Here is a 20,751-nt window from a genome sequence, read left to right on the forward strand (position 1 = left end):
GAGCGGTACACATTTGTAACCGGGGGTCGTTATGTATGCTTTAACCCATTGCCGAATCTACACCGGCCATGAAATTCTGGATAATCACGCGGTTGTGATTGCCAATGGCCTGATTGAACGTCTTTGCCCACAGGACGAGTTGCCGACGGGAATCGAACAACGCTCGTTGAATGGCGCCATTCTGGCCCCCGGATTTATCGACGTGCAGCTTAACGGCTGCGGCGGCGTACAGTTTAATGACACCGCGGAAGCGGTAAGCGTAAAAACGCTGGAGATAATGCAGCAGGCGAACGAAAAATCCGGCTGCACCAGCTACTTGCCGACACTGATCACCACCAGCGATGAATTAATGAAACAGGGCGTGCAGGTGATGCGCGATTACCTGGAGAAATATCCGAATCAGGCGCTCGGCCTTCATCTGGAAGGGCCGTGGCTGAATATCGTTAAAAAAGGCACCCATAACCCGGCGTTTGTGCGTAAACCGGAACCTGCACTGGTCGATTTTTTGTGCCAGAACGCCGATGTTATCACCAAGGTAACGCTGGCACCGGAAATGGCGGGCGACAAAGTCATTCGTCAACTGGCGGATGCAGGGATTGTGGTTTCCGCCGGGCACTCTAACGCCACGTTGAAAGAAGCGAAAGCCGGATTCCGCGCCGGGATCACTTTTGCGACGCACCTTTATAATGCCATGCCATACATCACCGGTCGTGAGCCGGGTCTGGCTGGCGCGGTGCTCGATGATACGGATGTTTACTGTGGCGTTATTGCAGACGGGTTGCACGTCGATTACGTTAATATCCGTAACGCTAAGCGTCTGAAAGGTGACAAACTTTGCCTGGTGACCGACGCGACCGCGCCAGCGGGTGCAAACATTGAACAATTTATTTTTGCTGGCAAAACAATATACTACCGGAATGGGTTGTGTGTGGACGAAAACGGAACGCTGAGCGGTTCCTCCCTGACAATGATTGAAGGGGTTCGCAATCTGGTAGAGCATGTCGGCATCGCACTGGACGAAGCGCTGCGTATGGCAACACTCTACCCCGCTCGCGCCATTGGCGTTGATAACCGCTTAGGCAGCCTCGCCATCGGCAAAGTGGCGAACCTGACCGCGTTCACACGCGATTATAAAATCATCAAGACCATCGTTAATGGCAACGAGGTCGTCACTGTATAAAGAGAAAGTATGACATCAGGCGGACAGGCTCAAATTGGTAACGTTGACCTCGTAAAACAGCTTAACAGCGCGGCGGTTTACCGCCTGATTGATCAACATGGCCCCATTTCGCGCATTCAGATTGCCGAACAAAGCCAGCTTGCTCCTGCCAGCGTGACCAAAATCACGCGTCAACTGATTGAACGCGGGTTGATCAAAGAAGTCGATCAACAGGCCTCCACCGGAGGCCGCCGCGCCATCTCCATCGTCACCGAAACCCGCAATTTTCAGGCTATCGGTGTGCGTCTTGGTCGTTATGACACTACGCTGACGCTGTATGATCTGAGCAGCAAAGTGCTGGCTGAAGAGCACTACCCTTTACCGGAACGCACCCAGGAAACACTCGAGCATGCGCTGCTTAATACCATCAGCCTGTTTATTGAAACCAGCCAGCGTAAGATCCGCGAACTGATCGCCATTTCGGTCATCCTGCCGGGGCTGGTCGATCCGGAAAGCGGCGTCATCCGTTACATGCCGCATATCCAGGTCGAAAACTGGGGGCTGGTGGAAGCGCTGGAAAAACGCTTTAAATTGACCTGTTTTGTTGGTCATGACATTCGCAGTCTGGCACTTGCTGAGCACTATTTTGGGGCAAGTCAGGACTGCGAAGACTCTATTTTGGTGCGCGTGCATCGCGGCACCGGCGCCGGAATCATCTCCAACGGGCGTATTTTTATTGGTCGTAACGGTAACGTAGGCGAGATCGGTCACGTGCAGGTCGAGCCGCTGGGTGAACGTTGCCACTGCGGTAACTTCGGTTGTCTGGAGACGATAGCCGCCAATGCTGCCATTGAACAGCGCGTGCGCCATCTGCTGGAACAGGGCTATCAAAGCCGCCTCACGCCAGACGATTGTTCAATTAAAACGATCTGTAAAGCCGCAAATAAAGGCGACGCGCTGGCCTGTGAAGTGATCGAATATGTCGGCCGTCATCTTGGCAAAACCATTGCGATTGCCATCAACCTGTTTAATCCACAAAAAGTCGTGATCGCAGGCGAGATTGTTGAGGCCAGCAAAGTCCTGCTCCCCGCCATTGAAGCCTGCATTAATACCCAGGCGCTGAAAGCGTTTCGCAAAAACCTGCCGGTGGTGCCCTCCACGCTGGATCATCGCTCGGCTATCGGCGCATTCGCGCTGGTGAAACGCGCCATGTTGAACGGTCTGCTGCTGCAACGTTTGCTGGAAAACTGACAGGGTTTATAGTTATTACTTCATTTTTATCCGGACAGTCCATGACCATTCAGAATGTAATCTGTGATATCGACGGCGTGCTGATGCACGATAACGTAGCGGTGCCTGGCGCGGCAGAGTTCATTACGCGCATCCTTGAGAAAGGAATGCCGCTGGTGCTGTTGACGAATTACCCTTCTCAGACCGGCCAGGATCTGGCGAACCGCTTTATTTCCGCCGGTATTGATGTACCCGCCAGCGTCTTTTATACCTCGGCCATGGCTACCGCGGATTTTCTCAAGCGTCAGGAAGGGAAAAAAGCCTATGTTGTTGGTGAAGGCGCGCTGATCCATGAGCTTTATAAAGCAGGCTTTACCATTACCGACATCAATCCGGATTTTGTCATCGTCGGCGAAACCCGCTCCTATAACTGGGAAATGATGCACAAAGCGGCCTTCTTTGTCGCCAATGGCGCACGCTTTATTGCCACCAACCCGGACACCCACGGGCGCGGTTTTTACCCTGCGTGCGGCGCGCTGTGTGCTGGTATCGAAAAAATTTCTGGCCGTAAACCGTTTTACGTCGGCAAACCCAGCCCGTGGATCATCCGCGCCGCGCTGAATACGATGCAGGCACACTCGGAGCAGACGGTGATTGTCGGCGACAATCTGCGTACCGATATTTTGGCCGGTTTTCAGGCCGGTCTGGAGACCATCCTGGTGCTCTCGGGCGTTTCACAAATTGATGATATTGACGCCATGCCGTTTCGCCCTTCGTGGATTTACCCCTCCGTCGCGGAAATCGATGTTATCTGACAGAAACCACGTCTTCGGGCGTGGTTTTTCATTTTGAGCCTGATAAAAAACAACGCCATTCAATAAAAAGCGCTTTATTTTAATGATTCATCAATAACAGAGTTCAATCTGTACTCTTTTTTCAGCATTCGATAATCACTATTGCACTTTTTAAGTTTACGCTCGCAAAAGGCTTGCGCGCCCCTGCGCTTTTGCGGCATTTTGAATGCAAGCACACAACATTACAGCAATGCCCTCAAGGTTAACGGAGAAGTCTATGTGTTCAATTTTTGGCGTACTGGATATTAAAACCGACGCAGCAGAATTACGTAAAAAAGCGCTGGAATTATCCCGCCTGATGCGCCACCGCGGCCCGGATTGGTCCGGCGTGTATGCAAGTGACAAAGCCATTCTGGCCCATGAGCGTCTCTCTATTGTTGACGTCAACGCAGGCGCGCAGCCGCTGTATAACGAGAAAAAAACGCATGCGCTGGCGGTTAACGGTGAAATCTATAACCATCAGGCTTTACGCGCAGAATACGGCGATCGTTATGCATTCCAGACCGGTTCCGACTGTGAAGTGATCCTGGCGCTGTATCAGGAGAAAGGTCCGGAATTCCTCGACGATTTGCAGGGGATGTTTGCTTTCGCCCTGTATGACAGTGAAAAAGATGCTTATCTGATTGGCCGCGACCATATCGGTATTATTCCGCTGTACATGGGTCACGATGAGCACGGCAACTTTTATGTTGCCTCAGAAATGAAAGCGCTGGTACCGGTTTGCCGCACGATTAAAGAGTTTCCGGCAGGCAGCTACCTGTGGAGCAAAGACGGTGAAATCCGTTCTTACTATCAGCGCGACTGGTTTGACTATGACGCTGTAAAAGATAACGTGACGGATAAAGCCGAGCTGCGCCAGGCGCTGGAAGAGTCGGTGAAAAGCCATCTGATGTCAGACGTGCCGTACGGCGTGCTGCTCTCCGGCGGTCTGGATTCTTCTGTCATTTCAGCTATCACCAAGAAATTCGCTGCTCGTCGCGTTGAGGATCAGGAGCGCTCTGAAGCCTGGTGGCCACAATTGCACTCCTTTGCTGTTGGCCTGAAAGGCGCGCCGGATCTGAAAGCCGCGCAGGAAGTGGCTAACCATCTCGGCACCGTGCACCACGAAATTCACTTCACCGTGCAGGAAGGTCTGGATGCGATCCGTGACGTTATCTATCACATCGAAACTTATGATGTGACGACTATTCGCGCTTCAACCCCGATGTACCTGATGTCGCGTAAAATCAAAGCGATGGGTATCAAAATGGTGCTCTCCGGCGAGGGTTCCGATGAAGTATTCGGCGGCTATCTCTACTTCCATAAAGCGCCGGATGCCAAAGAACTGCATGAAGAGACCGTACGTAAACTGCAAGCGCTGCATATGTTTGACTGTGCGCGTGCAAACAAAGCGATGTCGGCCTGGGGTGTTGAAGCACGCGTTCCGTTCCTTGATAAGAAATTCCTCGACGTGGCAATGCGCATCAACCCGCAGGACAAAATGTGCGGCAGCAACGGCAAAATGGAAAAACACATTCTGCGCGAATGTTTTGAATCCTATCTGCCGGCAAGCGTGGCGTGGCGCCAGAAAGAGCAGTTCTCCGACGGTGTAGGTTACAGTTGGATCGATACGCTGAAAGAAGTGGCGGCGCAGCAGGTGACGGATCAGCAACTGGCGACCGCCAGCTACCGCTTCCCCTACAACACGCCAGCGTCAAAAGAAGCGTATTTGTACCGCGAAATCTTTGAAGAGCTGTTCCCGCTGCCAAGCGCAGCAGAATGCGTACCTGGCGGTCCGTCTGTTGCCTGCTCTTCGGCTAAAGCATTCGAGTGGGATGAAGCATTCAAAACCATGAACGATCCGTCAGGTCGCGCTGTGGGTATTCACCAGTCCGCTTATTAATAAGTGGCGGTTATTCTTACGGGCCCTGCGGGGTCCGTATTTTTTTGTATCACTGATTTCATGAATAAATTCGAATTTTGTTGAATAAAGCATCCATGCTGTTCGCAACCTAACCAAACAGTCACATTACGGCAATTTTCGATGAAAAAGGTATTGACGCTGTAAGGCCCAATACGCATAATGCGCCCCGCAACGCCGATAAGGTAACGCGAAAAAAAGATGGCTACGTAGCTCAGCTGGTTAGAGCACAGCACTCATAATGCTGGGGTCACAGGTTCGATTCCCGTCGTAGCCACCATCTTTTTTTGCGGGAGTGGCGAAATTGGTAGACGCACCAGATTTAGGTTCTGGCGCCGCAAGGTGTGCGAGTTCAAGTCTCGCCTCCCGCACCATTCCCAACAGGTGTTGCACGGATGGGGTATCGCCAAGCGGTAAGGCACCGGTTTTTGATACCGGCATTCCCTGGTTCGAATCCAGGTACCCCAGCCATCTCTTCTTCGACTCCTGCGTGTAAACGCGTCAGTCGTTGGGGTATCGCCAAGCGGTAAGGCACCGGTTTTTGATACCGGCATTCCCTGGTTCGAATCCAGGTACCCCAGCCAGTCGATGACTGGGTAAGCAGTAAAATTTGGCTACGTAGCTCAGCTGGTTAGAGCACAGCACTCATAATGCTGGGGTCACAGGTTCGATTCCCGTCGTAGCCACCATATTTAAGGTGTAGTACTTTAGCGTATTAAACCTGAAAGATTTGTTGGGGTATCGCCAAGCGGTAAGGCAGTGGATTCTGATTCCACCATCCCGAGGTTCGAATCCTCGTACCCCAGCCATCTCAAAGACGTCTGCTTTTGCGGGCGCACATTTGGGGTATCGCCAAGCGGTAAGGCAGTGGATTCTGATTCCACCATTCCGAGGTTCGAATCCTCGTACCCCAGCCACTTAATGCAAAAAAGCTCGCTTCGGCGGGCTTTTTTGTTTTTTCATCCCCGGAATTGGTAGCGAGTATCCCGTCAAAATCAGTGGTAATTTAAACCATTACTCAGCGGGGATGACATCATGAACTACCAGACAACAGCCTTCCCACTCTACTCCCCACTCTACATTCTGTTAGGTGTATTTTGCCTGGCACTGGCTTTTTTCGGCCTCTCCGCACCCTTTTTGTATGGTCTGCTGATGGGTCTCGTGTTTCCGGTGCTGGTTTCGATGCGACTGCACACGCTCAGCCAACATGGCCAGGCCACGCTGCTCAGCGAAATATCTAACTGGAAAGTTTACATGCAAGGCATTCCGCTGGAAGAGCAACGCGCTTCGCTTAAAAACCCCTGTTTTCATACGCCAGAACGTCTTCAGCAATTCTACTGGCGGGGCTTTATTGCCCGGCTCATTTTGCAGTTAATGACCTTAGGACTGTTGATACAGCAGACGCGGGAAATTGAGTGGACGAGCTATGCAGGGATCGCAGCAGTAGCGGCATTTATACTTCTGCTGCTGCCGATCTACCATACACTGACAACAATGCGCGATATGCGCGCCGGTGCATGGGCATTGCAACATGTTGAAGCGGCTGACGGCTATCAGGCTTTTTTCCAGCAGAAAATGCGCGTGCGTACTGCGTTGGATGTACTGCTTTCGTTACGCTAATGCGAATCAAAGGCCGCGAACACTGGATACTCGCGGCACAAAGTTAACATCTATAGTCCTAAAGCATATTTCAGCGCCTGACGTTTCAGCACTCCGGCACGCTCCGCCGCCATCAGACCAATATTACGCAACAACCTGACCGGGCCAAGGTTGTTGCTGAACCCGGCATAGAACAGATCCATACCGCTTTGCATAATAAAGTTATCCGCCATTCGACGCGTCTGATAGCGTTTTAAAATCGCGTGACTGGCCCAGGCTTCGCCGTGCGTACGTGCCCCGGTAAGCACTTCCAGCAAGGCATCAACATCACGATAGCCCAGATTGACGCCCTGCCCGGCCAGCGGATGAATGGTATGTGCCGCATCGCCCACCAGCGCAAGGCCCGGGCGAACATATTGCAACGCATGACGGCGCGCCAGCGGGAATGCCGCCGCCGCAACCGGCTTCACGCGCCCCAGTCGCGGAGGAAAGTTGCGAACGATCTCCTGCTCCAGCTGCGCCATAGTCAGCGTCTGTAACTGGCGAATACGCGCAGGCGTGTCATACCATACCAACGAGGCCCAGTTGCCAAACAGCGGTAAAAAGGCGTGCGGCCCATCGGGAGTAAAATGTTGCCAGGTGCTCTCGCCTGCCTCAGCTTCGCACTCAACGGTAATCAACATACAGGATTGCTGATACTGCCAGGCGTGAATGCCAATTCCGGCCGCCTGCCGAACGCGGGAGTTAGCGCCATCCGCGCCAACCACCAGCTTCGCCGTTAACGACTCGCCCTCCTCGAAGGTCAGTTGGTGATGATCACCATCCGTATGTAATCCGCTGAGTGCCGCGGGCACACGTAACGTGACCTGCGGATGCGCCTCAAGCGCGTCCCACAGCGCACGTTGCAGGACATTGTTTTCAACCATATAACCGAGCAGCGGCAATTTCAGCTCGCGGGCGTCAAATATCACATGGGCGTTTTCCCACTCCCAGGTTTCCAGCTGGCGATACGGGTGGCAGCGCATCGCCTGCACACGTTCCCAGACACCCAACCCGCGCAGCAACGCCACCGATGCGGCGCTAATTGCCGAAATACGCACATCCGGCTGCGCCGTCGCATCAAACGTGGGCGGCGCATGCTGCTCAATTACCGTAACGGTAAATCCATGTTGCGCCAGCCCCAGCGCCAGCGCTCCGCCGACCATGCCACCGCCAACGACGGCGACTTCAGTGTGATGTGTCATGGCTAATTTTCCTTAAACGAGAATCCCTTAAGTTTACCGGATTTTTTCTCCCTTGCGTCTGACATCCGTCATACTGGTCAGCACGCGACCAAAGCATTACAATACGCGGCCTGCAATCCTGGCTTATACCCGTCATACTCGGGGTATATGAACTTAAGCAAGAGCAAGTCGATGACTAAAAAACTCCACATAAAAACCTGGGGCTGTCAGATGAACGAATACGATTCATCGAAGATGGCCGATCTGCTGGATGCCACACACGGCTATCAACTGACCGAAGTGGCGGAAGAGGCGGATGTGCTGCTGCTCAATACCTGCTCGATCCGCGAAAAGGCTCAGGAAAAAGTTTTCCATCAGCTGGGTCGCTGGAGGCTGCTGAAAGAGAAAAACCCCGATCTGATTATCGGTGTTGGCGGCTGCGTAGCTTCTCAGGAGGGCGATCACATTCGCCAGCGCGCCCACTACGTTGACATTATTTTCGGGCCGCAAACTCTGCATCGCCTGCCGGAGATGATCAACTCCGTGCGCGGCAACCGTAGCCCGGTCGTCGATATCAGCTTCCCGGAAATTGAAAAATTCGATCGTCTGCCGGAGCCGCGTGCCGAAGGTCCGACCGCCTTTGTCTCTATCATGGAAGGCTGCAACAAATACTGCACTTACTGCGTGGTGCCTTACACCCGTGGTGAAGAGGTGAGCCGCCCATCTGACGACATCCTGTTTGAAATCGCTCAACTGGCGGCGCAGGGCGTGCGTGAAGTGAACCTGCTCGGTCAGAACGTTAACGCCTGGCGCGGTGAGAACTTCGACGGTAGCGCCGGTACCTTTGCGGAACTGCTGCGTCTGGTCGCCGCGATCGACGGTATTGACCGCATCCGTTTCACCACCAGCCACCCGATTGAATTCACCGACGATATCATTGATGTCTACCGTGATACGCCAGAGCTGGTGAGCTTCCTGCATCTGCCGGTGCAGAGCGGCTCCGACCGTGTGCTGAACATGATGGGTCGTACGCACACTGCGCTGGAATATAAAGCAATTATTCGCAAGCTGCGTGAGGCGCGCCCGGATATCCAGATAAGCTCCGACTTTATCGTTGGCTTCCCTGGCGAAACCACCGACGATTTCGAAAAGACGATGAAGCTTATCGCCGATGTCAATTTCGACATGAGCTACAGCTTTATCTTCTCTGCACGTCCGGGGACACCGGCCGCCGATATGGTGGACGATGTACCGGAGGAGGAGAAAAAACAGCGCCTCTATATTCTGCAGGAGCGCATTAACCAGCAGGCGATGGCCTGGAGCCGGCGTATGCTCGGCACTACCCAGCGCATTCTGGTAGAGGGCACTTCACGCAAGAACATCATGGAACTGTCCGGTCGTACCGAAAATAACCGCGTGGTGAACTTTGAAGGCTCGCCAGAGATGATCGGCAAATTCGTCGATGTGGAAATCGTTGATGTCTATCCAAACTCCCTGCGCGGCGTACTGGTCCGTACCGAAGACGAAATGGGTCTGCGCGTCGTGGAATCCCCGGAATCGGTAATCGCCCGTACGCGTAAAGAGAACGACCTCGGCGTTGGCACGTACCAGCCGTAATGCCACTGGCCTGCCATTTCTGGCAGGCCTTGCTTTTCCCCTGCCTGCCCCAACATCATGCGCTAAGCTTGCGACTTCTTAATATGCCGTGAATAATTCCCTGATGGGCAGAGCCCGCGACACACTGAAAAGAGGAACAGTTTGAACATAGATACGCGTGAAATTACCCTTGAGCCAGCGGACAACACACGCCTGCTAAGTCTGTGCGGCCCGTTTGACGACAACATCAAACAACTGGAGCGGCGACTGGGCATAGAAATCAACCGTCGCGATAATCACTTCAAACTCACCGGACGCGAAATCTGCGTCAACGCTGCGGCCGACATTCTGCGCACGCTGTATGTCGATACTGCGCCAATGCGCGGCCAGACGCAGGACATCGAACCGGAACAAATTCATCTGGCGATCAAAGAAGCCCGCGTGCTGGAACAAAGCGCCGAGAGCGTGCCGGAATACGGCAAAGCTATCCATATCAAAACCAAGCGTGGTGTGATTAAACCGCGTACGCCAAACCAGGCGCAATACGTCGCCAATATTCTCGATCACGACATCACCTTCGGCGTAGGCCCGGCCGGTACGGGGAAAACCTACCTTGCGGTTGCGGCGGCGGTGGATGCGCTGGAGCGCCAGGAAGTGCGCCGTATTCTGCTGACGCGTCCGGCGGTTGAGGCAGGGGAAAAACTGGGCTTCCTGCCAGGCGATCTCAGCCAGAAAGTGGATCCATACCTGCGCCCGCTGTATGACGCGCTGTTTGAAATGATCGGTTTCGAACGCGTGGAGAAACTGATTGAGCGCAACGTCATTGAAGTCGCCCCGCTGGCCTACATGCGCGGGCGGACATTAAACGACGCCTTCATTATTCTTGATGAAAGCCAGAATACCACCATCGAGCAGATGAAGATGTTCCTGACGCGTATCGGCTTTAACTCGAAAGCGGTGATCACCGGCGACATTACGCAAATCGACCTGCCGCGCAATACCAAATCCGGTCTGCGTCATGCGATTGAAGTGCTGGCGAATGTCGATGAAATTAGCTTTAACTTCTTCCACAGCGAAGACGTGGTCCGCCATCCGGTTGTTGCCCGCATCGTTATCGCCTATGAGGCCTGGGAAGAAGCCGAACAGAAACGTAAAGCAGAACTGGCTGCCGAACGTAAGCGCGAAGCGCAGGAGCAGGAACAGAAATGAGTCAGGTGATCCTCGATTTACAGTTGGCGTGTGAAGATAACAGCGGCCTGCCGGAAGAAGCGCAGTTTCAGAAGTGGCTGGACGCGGTTATCCCGCAGTTTCAGGAAGAAGCGGAAGTCACCATTCGCCTGGTCGACAGCGCGGAAAGCCACGAACTGAATCTGACTTATCGCGGGAAAGATAAGCCGACCAATGTGCTGTCATTCCCTTTTGAAGCGCCGCCCGGCATCGAAATGCCGCTGCTCGGCGATCTGATTATCTGCCGCCAGGTGGTGGAACAGGAAGCGCAGGAGCAAGGTAAACCGCTGGATGCGCACTGGGCGCACATGGTTGTGCACGGTAGTTTACACCTGCTCGGTTACGACCATATTGCAGACGATGAAGCGGAAGAAATGGAAGGGATCGAGACAGAGATAATGCTTGCTCTGGGCTATGAGGATCCGTACATTTCCGAGAAAGAGTAACCGGAAAGCCTGCGCATCCACTCTTAACTGCCGTCCGGCGCTGAGTTTACGCGTGACGAGCGACAAATTAACCAACATGAGAACCCACACGACGCCATGAGCGACGATAACTCACACAGTAGCGACACAACCAACAGCAAGAAGGGATTCTTCTCCCTTTTACTGAGTCAGCTTTTCCACGGCGAACCAAAAAACCGTGACGAATTACTGGCTCTGATCCGAGACTCCGGGCAGAACGAGCTTATCGACAACGATACGCGCGACATGCTTGAAGGGGTGATGGATATCGCGGACCAGCGCGTGCGCGACATCATGATCCCCCGTTCACAAATGATCACCCTGAAACGCAACCAGACGCTGGACGAATGCCTCGATGTCATTATCGAGTCTGCCCACTCGCGCTTCCCGGTGATCAGCGAAGACAAAGATCATATCGAAGGGATTCTGATGGCCAAGGATTTGCTGCCTTTTATGCGCAGCGATGCCGAAGCCTTCAGCATGGAAAAGGTGTTACGCCCGGCAGTGGTGGTACCGGAAAGTAAGCGTGTGGATCGCATGCTGAAAGAGTTCCGTTCCCAGCGCTACCATATGGCTATCGTGATTGATGAGTTTGGTGGTGTTTCCGGTCTGGTGACGATTGAAGACATTCTGGAGCTGATCGTCGGCGAAATTGAAGATGAGTACGACGAAGAAGAGGATATCGACTTCCGCCAGCTCAGCCGTCATACCTGGACAGTGCGCGCACTGGCGCCGATTGAAGACTTCAACGAGACCTTTGGCACCCACTTCAGCGATGAAGAAGTGGACACCATCGGCGGGCTGGTGATGCAGGCGTTTGGTCATCTCCCGGCGCGCGGAGAAGCGATTGACATTGATGGTTACCAATTCAAAGTCGCTATGGCCGACAGCCGACGTATTATTCAGGTCCATGTCAGAATGCCGGATGATTCGCCGCAACCGAAACTGGATGAGTAATGTAAATGGTATTTGCCTCACTGTTTGAGCGCCAGCGCGTGCGTCTGCTGCTGGCGCTGTTATTCGGAGCCAGCGGAACGCTGGCTTTTTCTCCTTATGACTTCTGGCCTGCAGCTCTTATCTCTCTGATGGGCCTGCAAGGATTAACCCTCAATCGTCGACCTCTACAGTCCGCCTGGATTGGTTATTTCTGGGGGCTGGGGCTGTTTGGTAGCGGCGTGCACTGGGTTTACGTCAGTATTGCGCAGTTCGGCGGTATGCCTGGCCCGGTCAACGTTTTCCTGGTGGTTCTGCTGGCCGCCTATTTGTCGTTGTATACCGGTCTGTTCGCCGGGATTTTGTCACGCCTTTGGCCGCAAACCAGCTGGCTGCGCGTGGCTGTCGCCGCCCCCGTGGTATGGCAAATTACCGAATTTTTGCGCGGCTGGGTGCTGACCGGGTTCCCGTGGCTGCAGTTCGGCTACAGCCAGATCGACGGCCCGCTGAAAGGGCTGGCGCCACTGATGGGCGTCGAAGCCATCAACTTCCTGCTGATGGTAGTTAGCGGCTTACTGGTGCTGGCGCTGGTGAACAAAAGCTGGCGTCCGTTAGTGATTGCGGTGCTGCTGTTCGCCCTGCCGTTCCCGCTACGCTATATCCAGTGGTATCAGTTGCTGCCACAGCGCACCACGCAGGTTTCGCTGGTACAGGGCAATATTCCCCAGGCGCTGAAGTGGGACGAAAAGCAGTTGTTCAACACGCTGAAAATCTACAGCGACGCCACTGAGCAGGTGATGGGGAAATCGCAACTGATCATCTGGCCGGAGTCCGCCATTCCGGATCTGGAAATTAATCAACAGCGCTTTTTAACCGCCATGGATGATCTGCTGCGGGCGCATGACAGTACGCTTATCACCGGTATTGTCGATGCGCGGCTGAATCAACAAAACCGTTACGATACCTACAACACCATTATCACGCTGGGTAAAGACAGCGCCTACAGCTACAGTTCATCCGATCGCTATAACAAGAACCATCTGGTACCGTTTGGCGAATTCGTACCGCTGGAGTCGATTCTGCGCCCGCTGGCGCCGTTCTTCGATCTGCCGATGTCCTCATTCAGCCGCGGATCGTATGTACAACCGCCGCTGACGGCGCACGGTCTGAAGCTGACGGCAGCTATCTGCTACGAGATCATTCTTGGCGAGCAGGTGCGTGATAACTTCCGCCCGGATACCGATTTCCTGCTGACCATCTCTAACGATGCGTGGTTCGGCAAGTCTATCGGCCCGTGGCAGCACTTCCAGATGGCGCGTATGCGCGCGCTGGAGTTGGCGCGTCCTCTGCTGCGCAGTACCAACAATGGCATCACCGCAGTGATCGGCCCACAGGGCGAGATTCAGGCGATGATCCCGCAGTTTACCCGCGAGGTGCTCACCACCAGCGTCACGCCGACATCCGGTTTGACACCATACGCACGCGCAGGTAACTGGCCGGTGTGGATCCTCTCCGCCCTCTTCGGCTTTGCCGCCGTGGTGATGAGCCTGCGCCAGCGCCGCCGTTAATCCGCTCTTTTAAGCGCCGAAAGGCGCTTCGCTTATCCGGCCGACAATTCACACACCGTAGGCCGGATAAGGCATAGCCGCCATCCGGCAACGCTTCCTAAAGGCCCCCCATCTTCGCAGCCATCCAGTCGTTTCTGGCATGCCATTTGCTTATACATATCAGGCAGCTATGAAATCCGCTTATGTGCAACAGAGTCGCACCGGCAGGGAACATTAGCGGCACCAGTTTGGTGCAATGGAAGATTTTTGCCTTTAAACGGTGCGGCGCGCCTCGCAAAAATAAACAATACCGCAGCAAAATCTTTACATTAAGCCAGACTAAATGTAACAAACACACACGACACTGCACGAAAATGTCGCAGTCTATAAAAAACACAACATACACAACGGGTATCAATGCGTCTCTGGCGCTGACGATAAAGGAGTCTGGATATGCAATTACGTAAACTGGCCGCCGCGATGCTGGTGATGGGAATGTCCGCCGGTCTGGTTCATGCTGAAGATGCAAAACCTGCCGATGCGGCTGCTCAGCAGCAAACGACGCTGGATAAAATTGCCAAAAACGGCGTTATCGTCGTGGGTCACCGTGAATCTTCCGTACCGTTCTCCTATTACGACAACGAACAGAAAGTGGTCGGCTACTCGCAGGATTACTCCAACGCTATCGTTGAAGCGGTGAAGAAAAAACTGAATAAGCCGGATCTGGCCGTTAAGCTGATCCCTATTACTTCGCAGAACCGTATTCCGCTGCTGCAAAACGGTACTTTCGACTTTGAGTGCGGTTCCACCACCAACAACCTTGAACGTCAAAAACAAGCGGCCTTCTCCGACACCATTTTCGTGGTCGGTACGCGTCTGCTGACCAAAAAAGGCGGCCCGATTAAAGATTTCGCAGATCTGAAAGGCAAAGCGGTTGTCGTGACCTCGGGTACCACGTCCGAAATTCTGCTCAACAAACTGAATGATGAGAAGAAAATGGATATGCGCATCATCAGCGCTAAAGACCACGGCGACTCCTTCCGTACGCTGGAAAGCGGCCGTGCAGTAGCCTTTATGATGGATGATGCTCTGCTGGCGGGTGAACGTGCGAAAGCGAAGAAACCCGACAACTGGGAAATCGTTGGTACGCCGCAGTCCCACGAAGCGTACGGCTGCATGCTGCGTAAAAACGATCCAGAGTTTAAAAAGCTGATGGATGACACCATTGCTCAGTTGCAAACCTCCGGCGCGGCAGAGAAGTCCTACGAGAAATGGTTTAAAAGCCCGATTCCGCCAAAAAACATGAACATGAACTTTACGCTGTCTGATGACATGAAAGCGCTGTTCAAAGCACCGAATGATAAAGCTCTTAACTAATTAAAACCATTAGGGGCGGGTTTACCTGCCCTCTCGATTGTCGAAGTAGCACGGACAGACTATACGTTGAATGGTCGTTCCCCACTCAACGCGAAAACTCGCTCTTCATACAATCTTCGAGGGTAGCGCTGCTACCCTTTTTTTTCCGGAGTAGATTTATGTCCATAGACTGGAACTGGGGAATATTCCTGCAACAAGCCCCGTTCGGCAACACCACCTACCTTGGCTGGCTATGGAGTGGTTTTCAGGTCACTATCGCGCTTTCCATCGCGGCCTGGATTATCGCTTTTCTTGTCGGTTCACTGTTTGGCATCCTGCGAACAGTCCCTAACCGTTTCCTGTCCGGCATTGGCACCTGCTATGTCGAACTGTTCCGTAACGTTCCGCTGATCGTGCAGTTCTTTGCATGGTATCTGGTGGTACCGGAACTGCTGCCGGAAAATATCGGCATGTGGTTCAAACAGGAGCTCGATCCGAACATCCAATTTTTCATCTCTTCAATGGTTTGTCTGGGGCTGTTCACCGCCGCTCGCGTATGCGAACAGGTACGGGCGGCGATCCAGTCGCTGCCGCGCGGTCAAAAGAACGCCGGGCTGGCAATGGGGCTGACGCTGCCGCAAACCTATCGTTATGTGCTGCTGCCGAATGCGTATCGCGTGATTGTGCCGCCAATGACCTCCGAAATGATGAACCTGGTGAAAAACTCCGCTATCGCCTCCACCATCGGTCTGGTCGATATGGCGGCGCAGGCAGGGAAACTGCTGGATTACTCCGCGCACGCGTGGGAATCCTTTACTGCTATCACCGTAGCCTATGTCCTGATTAACGCGGTCATTATGCTGGTGATGACGCTGGTAGAACGCAAAATTCGCCTGCCGGGCAATATGGGAGGCAAATAAACATGTACGATTTTGACTGGAGTTCAATTGTTCCTTCTCTGCCCTATCTGCTCAACGGGCTGGCGATTACGCTGAAAATCACCGTGACCGCCATTGTGATCGGGATTGTCTGGGGCACCCTGCTGGCAGTAATGCGTTTGTCGACGTTTGCGCCGCTGCGCTGGTTCGCCAAAAGCTACGTGAACGTCTTCCGCTCCATCCCGCTGGTGATGGTGCTGCTGTGGTTCTACCTGATTGTGCCGGGTTTCCTGCAAAACGTGCTGGGCCTGTCGCCGCAAACCGATATCCGTTTGATTTCGGCAATGGTGGCGTTCTCAATGTTCGAAGCGGCTTACTATTCGGAAATTATCCGCGCAGGTATTCAGAGTATCTCGCGTGGGCAATCCAGCGCAGCGCTGGCGTTGGGTATGACGCACTGGCAGTCGATGCAGTTAATCATCCTGCCGCAGGCGTTTCGCGCCATGGTTCCGCTGCTGTTAACGCAAGGGATCGTACTGTTCCAGGACACCTCTTTGGTGTATGTCCTGAGCCTCGCGGACTTCTTCCGTACGGCATCCACCATTGGCGAGCGTGATGGTACGCAGGTCGAAATGATCCTGTTTGCCGGCGCCGTGTATTTTGTTATCAGTCTCAGTGCTTCGCTGTTGGTCAGCTGGCTGAAGAAAAGGACCGTCTAATGATTTCCCTGAAAAATGTTTCTAAATGGTATGGCCACTTTCAGGTGTTGACCGACTGCTCCACCGAAGTGAAAAAAGGCGAAGTGGTGGTAGTGTGCGGCCCGTCGGGTTCCGGTAAATCCACGCTGATTAAAACCGTTAACGGCCTGGAGCCGGTGCAGAAAGGCGAAATCATCGTCAACGGCACCCAGGTTAACAACAAGAAAACCGATCTGGCAAAATTGCGCTCGCATGTCGGCATGGTATTCCAGCATTTTGAACTCTTCCCGCATCTGTCGATTATCGACAACCTGACGCTGGCGCAGGTCAAAGTGTTGAAGCGTGACAAAGCCGCCTCACGGGAAAAAGGCTTAAAACTGCTTGAGCGTGTTGGGCTGTCGGCGCACGCCAACAAATTCCCGGCGCAGCTCTCCGGCGGTCAGCAGCAGCGTGTGGCAATCGCCCGAGCCCTGTGTATGGATCCGGTGGCGATGCTGTTTGATGAACCGACGTCAGCGCTCGATCCGGAGATGATCAACGAAGTGCTGGATGTGATGGTCGAACTGGCAAACGAAGGGATGACGATGATGGTGGTGACCCACGAAATGGGCTTTGCCCGCAAAGTGGCAAACCGCGTGATCTTTATGGATGAAGGGAAAATCGTTGAGGATTCAGAGAAAGACGCTTTCTTCAATAATCCAAAATCCGAACGGGCAAAAGATTTCCTCGCCAAAATCCTGCACTAACAAATTAACGCCTGCCAGTACCGGCAGGCGTTTTTGCCTTAAGGTTCAAAGGGGCGTCGCTGGAACTGATCGTGCCCGCATTTCGGGCACAGCGGCAACACATCCGGGGTATATACTGCCAGGTGGAAGTGGCACTTCTCGCATACCAGATTCCCCAGCCCCACCACTTCGCCACTGTGGTAGACACCGTGATGATTGAGATCCTGGAATACTTCGCGCCATTCAAGCTGCGTTTTATCGGTGATATCCGCCAGTTCCTGCCAGATACTCTCTTTAATTACCCGCATAAAGACGCTGTCCGTCACCTCTTCCTGACTTTCGTTATAGCTGCGGGCAAACTCTTCGAGATCGCGGCGGATAGCCCGCATCAGCTCGTCGATCTCGGTGCGAGTTAACTCACCGGTCTGTGAGACGCGCTGGCGCGCCTGATCAACTAATGCGTCAATATCGCGCTCTCCATTGCGCAAACGTTCGGTTAACGTCGCTACCAGTTCACGGTAAAAATGAGCAACCTTGTTCATCGTTTCGCCTCCCGGTTCAGTAACTCTCTCTAATGGTAGACGTTATTTACCGTACGCAGTGCCGACTGCGCCGCACTGTTGGCAAAAAGTTAACGGCAAAAGCGCCGGGCTATTTCGTTCGCGGCTCGCGGAAAGGCTGTTTTGAGGCTGACGTTTGGGCTATGCTATGCCGATCTGAAAAACCACGTAACAACGCTACATTTGTAGCTGTAGCAAAAACAGGACTACTGGCTGCCATGCAAGAGCAATACCGCCCGGAAGAGATAGAATCCAAAGTACAGCGTCACTGGGAAGAGAAACGCACATTCGAAGTCACTGAAGACGAGAGCAAAGAGAAATACTATTGCCTGTCGATGCTCCCCTATCCTTCTGGCCGACTACACATGGGCCACGTCCGTAACTACACCATCGGCGATGTGGTTTCTCGCTACCAGCGCATGCTGGGTAAAAATGTATTGCAGCCAATTGGCTGGGATGCGTTCGGTCTGCCTGCGGAAGGCGCGGCGGTGAAAAACAACACGGCGCCGGCACCGTGGACTTACGACAACATCGCCTATATGAAAAACCAGCTCAAAATGCTGGGCTTCGGCTACGACTGGAGCCGCGAGCTGGCGACCTGCACCCCGGAATATTACCGCTGGGAACAGAAGTTCTTCACCGAACTGTACAAAAAAGGTCTCGTTTACAAGAAAACCTCTGCGGTGAACTGGTGCCCGAACGACCAGACCGTACTGGCGAACGAACAGGTTATCGACGGCTGCTGCTGGCGCTGCGATACCAAAGTTGAGCGTAAAGAGATCCCGCAGTGGTTTATCAAAATCACCGCCTACGCCGACGAACTGCTGAACGACCTGGATAATCTGGATCACTGGCCGGATACCGTGAAAACCATGCAGCGTAACTGGATTGGCCGTTCCGAAGGCGTGGAAATCACCTTTGACGTTCAGGACAGCGACCAGAAGCTGACGGTCTATACGACCCGTCCGGATACCTTTATGGGCGCGACCTATCTGGCCGTTGCCGCAGGTCACCCGCTGGCGCAAAAAGCCGCAGCCAGTAACGCAGAGCTGGCCGCTTTCATCGACGAATGCCGCAATACCAAAGTGGCGGAAGCCGATATGGCGACGATGGAGAAAAAAGGCGTTGCTACCGGCTTTAAAGCGGTTCATCCGCTGACCGGCGAAGCGATCCCGGTCTGGGCGGCAAACTTCGTACTGATGGAGTACGGCACCGGTGCGGTCATGGCCGTTCCGGGTCACGATCAGCGCGACTATGAATTTGCCACCAAATACAACCTGCCGATCAAGGCGGTTATTCTGGCGGCGGACGGTTCAGAGCCGGATCTGTCTGAGCAGGCGCTGACTGAAAAAGGCACGCTGTTCAACTCTGGCGAGTTCAGCGGTCTGAGCTTTGAAGAAGGCTTCAACGCGATTGCCGACAAGCTGGCAGCCAAAGGCGTGGGCGAGCGTAAAGTGAACTTCCGTCTGCGCGACTGGGGCGTTTCCCGTCAGCGTTACTGGGGTGCGCCGATTCCGATGGTCACTCTCGAAGACGGTACAGTCATTCCGACTCCGGAAGATCAACTGCCGGTGATTCTACCGGAAGATGTGGTCATGGATGGCATCACCAGCCCAATCAAGGCCGACCCGGAATGGGCGAAAACGACCGTTAACGGCCAGCCAGCGCTGCGTGAAACCGACACCTTCGATACCTTTATGGAGTCTTCCTGGTACTACGCGCGTTATACCTGTCCGCAGTACAGCGAAGGCATGCTCGACCCGAATGCGGCGAACTACTGGCTGCCGGTTGATATTTACATTGGCGGTATCGAACACGCCATCATGCATCTGCTCTACTTCCGCTTCTTCCATAAGCTGATGCGCGATGCGGGCATGGTGAACTCTGACGAACCGGCTAAACAGCTGCTGTGTCAGGGCATGGTGCTGGCGGATGCATTCTATTACGTTGGCGTAAACGGCGAGCGTAACTGGGTCTCCCCGAAAGACGCGAACGTTGAGCGCGACGACAAAGGCCGTATCGTGAAAGCGAAAGATTCGGCGGGTCATGAGCTGGTTTACACCGGCATGAGCAAAATGTCCAAGTCGAAAAATAACGGTATCGACCCGCAGGAAATGGTTGAACGCTACGGCGCGGACACCGTTCGTCTGTTCATGATGTTCGCTTCCCCGGCTGATATGACGCTGGAGTGGCAGGAATCCGGCGTGGAAGGGGCGAACCGCTTCCTGAAACGCGTATGGAAACTGGTTTACGAGCACACCAGCAAAGGCGCGGTTGCCGCACTGGATCTGGCCGCGCTGAACGACGAGCAGCAGGCGTTGCGCCGCGATGTTCATAAAACCATTGCTAAAGTTTCCGATGATATCGGCCGTCGTCAGACCTTCAACACTGCTATCGCAGCGATTATGGAGCTGATGAACAAACTGGCGAAGGCGCCTCAGGAAAACGATCAGGATCGCGCGCTGTTGCAGGAAGCTCTGCTGGCCGTAGTTCGTATGCTGAACCCGTTCACGCCGCACGCCAGCTTTACGCTGTGGCAGGAGCTGGGCGGCGAAGGCGATATTGATAATGCACCGTGGCCGGTAGCGGACGAAAAAGCAATGGTGGAAGACACCACGCTGGTTGTCGTCCAGGTAAACGGCAAAGTGCGTGGTAAAATTACCGTTGCCGTGGACGCCACCGAAGAACAGGTGCGTGAACGCGCTGGCCAGGAACATCTGGTGGCGAAGTATCTTGATGGCGTTACCGTGCGTAAAGTGATTTACGTACCGGGTAAACTGCTCAATCTGGTCGTTGGCTAAG

At 53.9% G+C, this 20,751-nt stretch carries 17 protein-coding genes and 7 tRNA genes; 22 read left to right on the forward strand and 2 right to left on the reverse strand.

The genetic code is table 11. The features are described from left to right. Positions 1-31 precede the first annotated feature (31 nt). The 12 genes from nagA (at position 32) to Y71_RS19295 (ending at position 6,763) form a co-directional block, all read left to right on the forward strand. The gene (gene nagA, locus Y71_RS19240; RefSeq protein ID WP_007373875.1) at positions 32-1,180 is read left to right on the forward strand and encodes an N-acetylglucosamine-6-phosphate deacetylase; all 1,149 of its coding nucleotides are present in this window, start codon (positions 32-34) and stop codon (positions 1,178-1,180) included. A 9-nt stretch (positions 1,181-1,189) separates the two neighbouring features. Beyond that, positions 1,190-2,410 carry a DNA-binding transcriptional regulator NagC gene (gene nagC, locus Y71_RS19245; RefSeq protein WP_007373874.1) on the forward strand — a complete coding sequence of 407 codons (1,221 nt, stop codon included), beginning with the start codon at positions 1,190-1,192 and terminating at the stop codon, positions 2,408-2,410. A gap of 41 nt (positions 2,411-2,451) precedes the next feature. Beyond that, positions 2,452-3,204, forward strand: a complete 753-nt coding sequence (locus Y71_RS19250; RefSeq protein ID WP_007373873.1) for an HAD-IIA family hydrolase — start codon at positions 2,452-2,454, stop codon at positions 3,202-3,204. A 256-nt stretch (positions 3,205-3,460) separates the two neighbouring features. After that, on the forward strand, positions 3,461-5,125 hold the full coding sequence (gene asnB, locus Y71_RS19255) for an asparagine synthase B (protein WP_007373871.1): 1,665 nt from the start codon (positions 3,461-3,463) through the stop codon (positions 5,123-5,125). Positions 5,126-5,346: 221 nt separating this feature from the next. Beyond that, positions 5,347-5,423 (forward strand) — tRNA-Met (locus Y71_RS19260). A gap of 9 nt (positions 5,424-5,432) precedes the next feature. Next, a tRNA-Leu gene (locus tag Y71_RS19265) sits at positions 5,433-5,517 on the forward strand. A gap of 22 nt (positions 5,518-5,539) precedes the next feature. Continuing rightward, positions 5,540-5,614 (forward strand) — tRNA-Gln (locus Y71_RS19270). Positions 5,615-5,652: 38 nt separating this feature from the next. Further along, positions 5,653-5,727 (forward strand) — tRNA-Gln (locus tag Y71_RS19275). Between the two features lie 28 nt (positions 5,728-5,755). Continuing rightward, a tRNA-Met gene (locus tag Y71_RS19280) sits at positions 5,756-5,832 on the forward strand. Between the two features lie 45 nt (positions 5,833-5,877). Beyond that, a tRNA-Gln gene (locus Y71_RS19285) sits at positions 5,878-5,952 on the forward strand. 33 nt (positions 5,953-5,985) lie between these two features. Next, positions 5,986-6,060, forward strand: a tRNA-Gln gene (locus tag Y71_RS19290). Between the two features lie 118 nt (positions 6,061-6,178). Continuing rightward, positions 6,179-6,763 (forward strand): hypothetical protein, encoded by a 585-nt coding sequence (locus Y71_RS19295; RefSeq protein WP_007373870.1) that lies wholly within the window; start codon positions 6,179-6,181, stop codon positions 6,761-6,763. A gap of 50 nt (positions 6,764-6,813) precedes the next feature. On the opposite strand, the gene ubiF is transcribed toward Y71_RS19295, so the two are convergent. Then, positions 6,814-7,986 carry a 3-demethoxyubiquinol 3-hydroxylase gene (gene ubiF, locus Y71_RS19300; protein ID WP_007373869.1) on the reverse strand — a complete coding sequence of 391 codons (1,173 nt, stop codon included), beginning with the start codon at positions 7,984-7,986 and terminating at the stop codon, positions 6,814-6,816. A gap of 171 nt (positions 7,987-8,157) precedes the next feature. Between ubiF and miaB the strand changes: the two genes are divergently transcribed. The 9 genes from miaB (at position 8,158) to Y71_RS19350 (ending at position 17,410) form a co-directional block, all read left to right on the forward strand. Continuing rightward, positions 8,158-9,582, forward strand: a complete 1,425-nt coding sequence (miaB, locus tag Y71_RS19305; RefSeq protein WP_007373868.1) for a tRNA (N6-isopentenyl adenosine(37)-C2)-methylthiotransferase MiaB — start codon at positions 8,158-8,160, stop codon at positions 9,580-9,582. A 141-nt stretch (positions 9,583-9,723) separates the two neighbouring features. After that, complete coding sequence (locus Y71_RS19310; protein ID WP_007373867.1) at positions 9,724-10,770, forward strand: PhoH family protein; 1,047 nt, start codon at positions 9,724-9,726, stop codon at positions 10,768-10,770. Next, complete coding sequence (ybeY, locus tag Y71_RS19315; protein ID WP_007373866.1) at positions 10,767-11,234, forward strand: rRNA maturation RNase YbeY; 468 nt, start codon at positions 10,767-10,769, stop codon at positions 11,232-11,234. Before Y71_RS19310 ends, ybeY begins: the two co-directional genes overlap by 4 nt. Positions 11,235-11,330: 96 nt before the next feature. Further along, positions 11,331-12,209 carry a CNNM family magnesium/cobalt transport protein CorC gene (gene corC / locus Y71_RS19320; RefSeq protein WP_007373865.1) on the forward strand — a complete coding sequence of 293 codons (879 nt, stop codon included), beginning with the start codon at positions 11,331-11,333 and terminating at the stop codon, positions 12,207-12,209. Between the two features lie 5 nt (positions 12,210-12,214). Then, a complete protein-coding gene (gene lnt / locus Y71_RS19325) occupies positions 12,215-13,753 on the forward strand; it encodes an apolipoprotein N-acyltransferase (RefSeq protein ID WP_007373864.1) in 1,539 nt (512 codons plus the stop codon). Positions 13,754-14,185: 432 nt separating this feature from the next. After that, positions 14,186-15,109 (forward strand): amino acid ABC transporter substrate-binding protein, encoded by a 924-nt coding sequence (locus Y71_RS19335; protein WP_007373863.1) that lies wholly within the window; start codon positions 14,186-14,188, stop codon positions 15,107-15,109. A gap of 158 nt (positions 15,110-15,267) precedes the next feature. Beyond that, positions 15,268-16,008, forward strand: coding sequence for an amino acid ABC transporter permease (locus tag Y71_RS19340; RefSeq protein ID WP_007373862.1), 741 nt, complete (start codon positions 15,268-15,270; stop codon positions 16,006-16,008). Positions 16,009-16,010: 2 nt separating this feature from the next. Beyond that, positions 16,011-16,685 (forward strand): glutamate/aspartate ABC transporter permease GltK, encoded by a 675-nt coding sequence (gltK, locus tag Y71_RS19345; RefSeq protein ID WP_007373861.1) that lies wholly within the window; start codon positions 16,011-16,013, stop codon positions 16,683-16,685. Further along, complete coding sequence (locus Y71_RS19350; protein ID WP_007373860.1) at positions 16,685-17,410, forward strand: amino acid ABC transporter ATP-binding protein; 726 nt, start codon at positions 16,685-16,687, stop codon at positions 17,408-17,410. Before gltK ends, Y71_RS19350 begins: the two co-directional genes overlap by 1 nt. Positions 17,411-17,448: 38 nt before the next feature. On the opposite strand, the gene Y71_RS19355 is transcribed toward Y71_RS19350, so the two are convergent. Next, on the reverse strand, positions 17,449-17,931 hold the full coding sequence (locus Y71_RS19355) for a zinc ribbon-containing protein (RefSeq protein ID WP_007373859.1): 483 nt from the start codon (positions 17,929-17,931) through the stop codon (positions 17,449-17,451). A gap of 236 nt (positions 17,932-18,167) precedes the next feature. On the opposite strand from Y71_RS19355, the gene leuS reads away from it, so the two are divergent. Beyond that, entirely contained in the window at positions 18,168-20,750 is a 2,583-nt protein-coding gene (gene leuS / locus Y71_RS19360; protein WP_007373858.1) for a leucine--tRNA ligase, read from the forward strand. Position 20,751 lies beyond the last annotated feature (1 nt).

The organism is Kosakonia radicincitans DSM 16656, assembly GCF_000280495.2.
Lineage (GTDB): Bacteria > Pseudomonadota > Gammaproteobacteria > Enterobacterales > Enterobacteriaceae > Kosakonia > Kosakonia radicincitans.

Coding starts and splice junctions, on each gene's coding strand:
- Y71_RS19340 (WP_007373862.1), top strand. CDS start 15,268: ATGTCCATAGACTGGAACTGGGGAATATTCCTGCAACAAGCCCCGTTC.
- corC (WP_007373865.1), top strand. CDS start 11,331: ATGAGCGACGATAACTCACACAGTAGCGACACAACCAACAGCAAGAAG.
- gltK (WP_007373861.1), top strand. CDS start 16,011: ATGTACGATTTTGACTGGAGTTCAATTGTTCCTTCTCTGCCCTATCTG.
- Y71_RS19250 (WP_007373873.1), top strand. CDS start 2,452: ATGACCATTCAGAATGTAATCTGTGATATCGACGGCGTGCTGATGCAC.
- nagA (WP_007373875.1), top strand. CDS start 32: ATGTATGCTTTAACCCATTGCCGAATCTACACCGGCCATGAAATTCTG.
- ybeY (WP_007373866.1), top strand. CDS start 10,767: ATGAGTCAGGTGATCCTCGATTTACAGTTGGCGTGTGAAGATAACAGC.
- Y71_RS19355 (WP_007373859.1), bottom strand. CDS start 17,931: ATGAACAAGGTTGCTCATTTTTACCGTGAACTGGTAGCGACGTTAACC.
- Y71_RS19350 (WP_007373860.1), top strand. CDS start 16,685: ATGATTTCCCTGAAAAATGTTTCTAAATGGTATGGCCACTTTCAGGTG.
- nagC (WP_007373874.1), top strand. CDS start 1,190: ATGACATCAGGCGGACAGGCTCAAATTGGTAACGTTGACCTCGTAAAA.
- Y71_RS19335 (WP_007373863.1), top strand. CDS start 14,186: ATGCAATTACGTAAACTGGCCGCCGCGATGCTGGTGATGGGAATGTCC.
- ubiF (WP_007373869.1), bottom strand. CDS start 7,986: ATGACACATCACACTGAAGTCGCCGTCGTTGGCGGTGGCATGGTCGGC.
- Y71_RS19295 (WP_007373870.1), top strand. CDS start 6,179: ATGAACTACCAGACAACAGCCTTCCCACTCTACTCCCCACTCTACATT.
- leuS (WP_007373858.1), top strand. CDS start 18,168: ATGCAAGAGCAATACCGCCCGGAAGAGATAGAATCCAAAGTACAGCGT.
- miaB (WP_007373868.1), top strand. CDS start 8,158: ATGACTAAAAAACTCCACATAAAAACCTGGGGCTGTCAGATGAACGAA.
- asnB (WP_007373871.1), top strand. CDS start 3,461: ATGTGTTCAATTTTTGGCGTACTGGATATTAAAACCGACGCAGCAGAA.
- lnt (WP_007373864.1), top strand. CDS start 12,215: ATGGTATTTGCCTCACTGTTTGAGCGCCAGCGCGTGCGTCTGCTGCTG.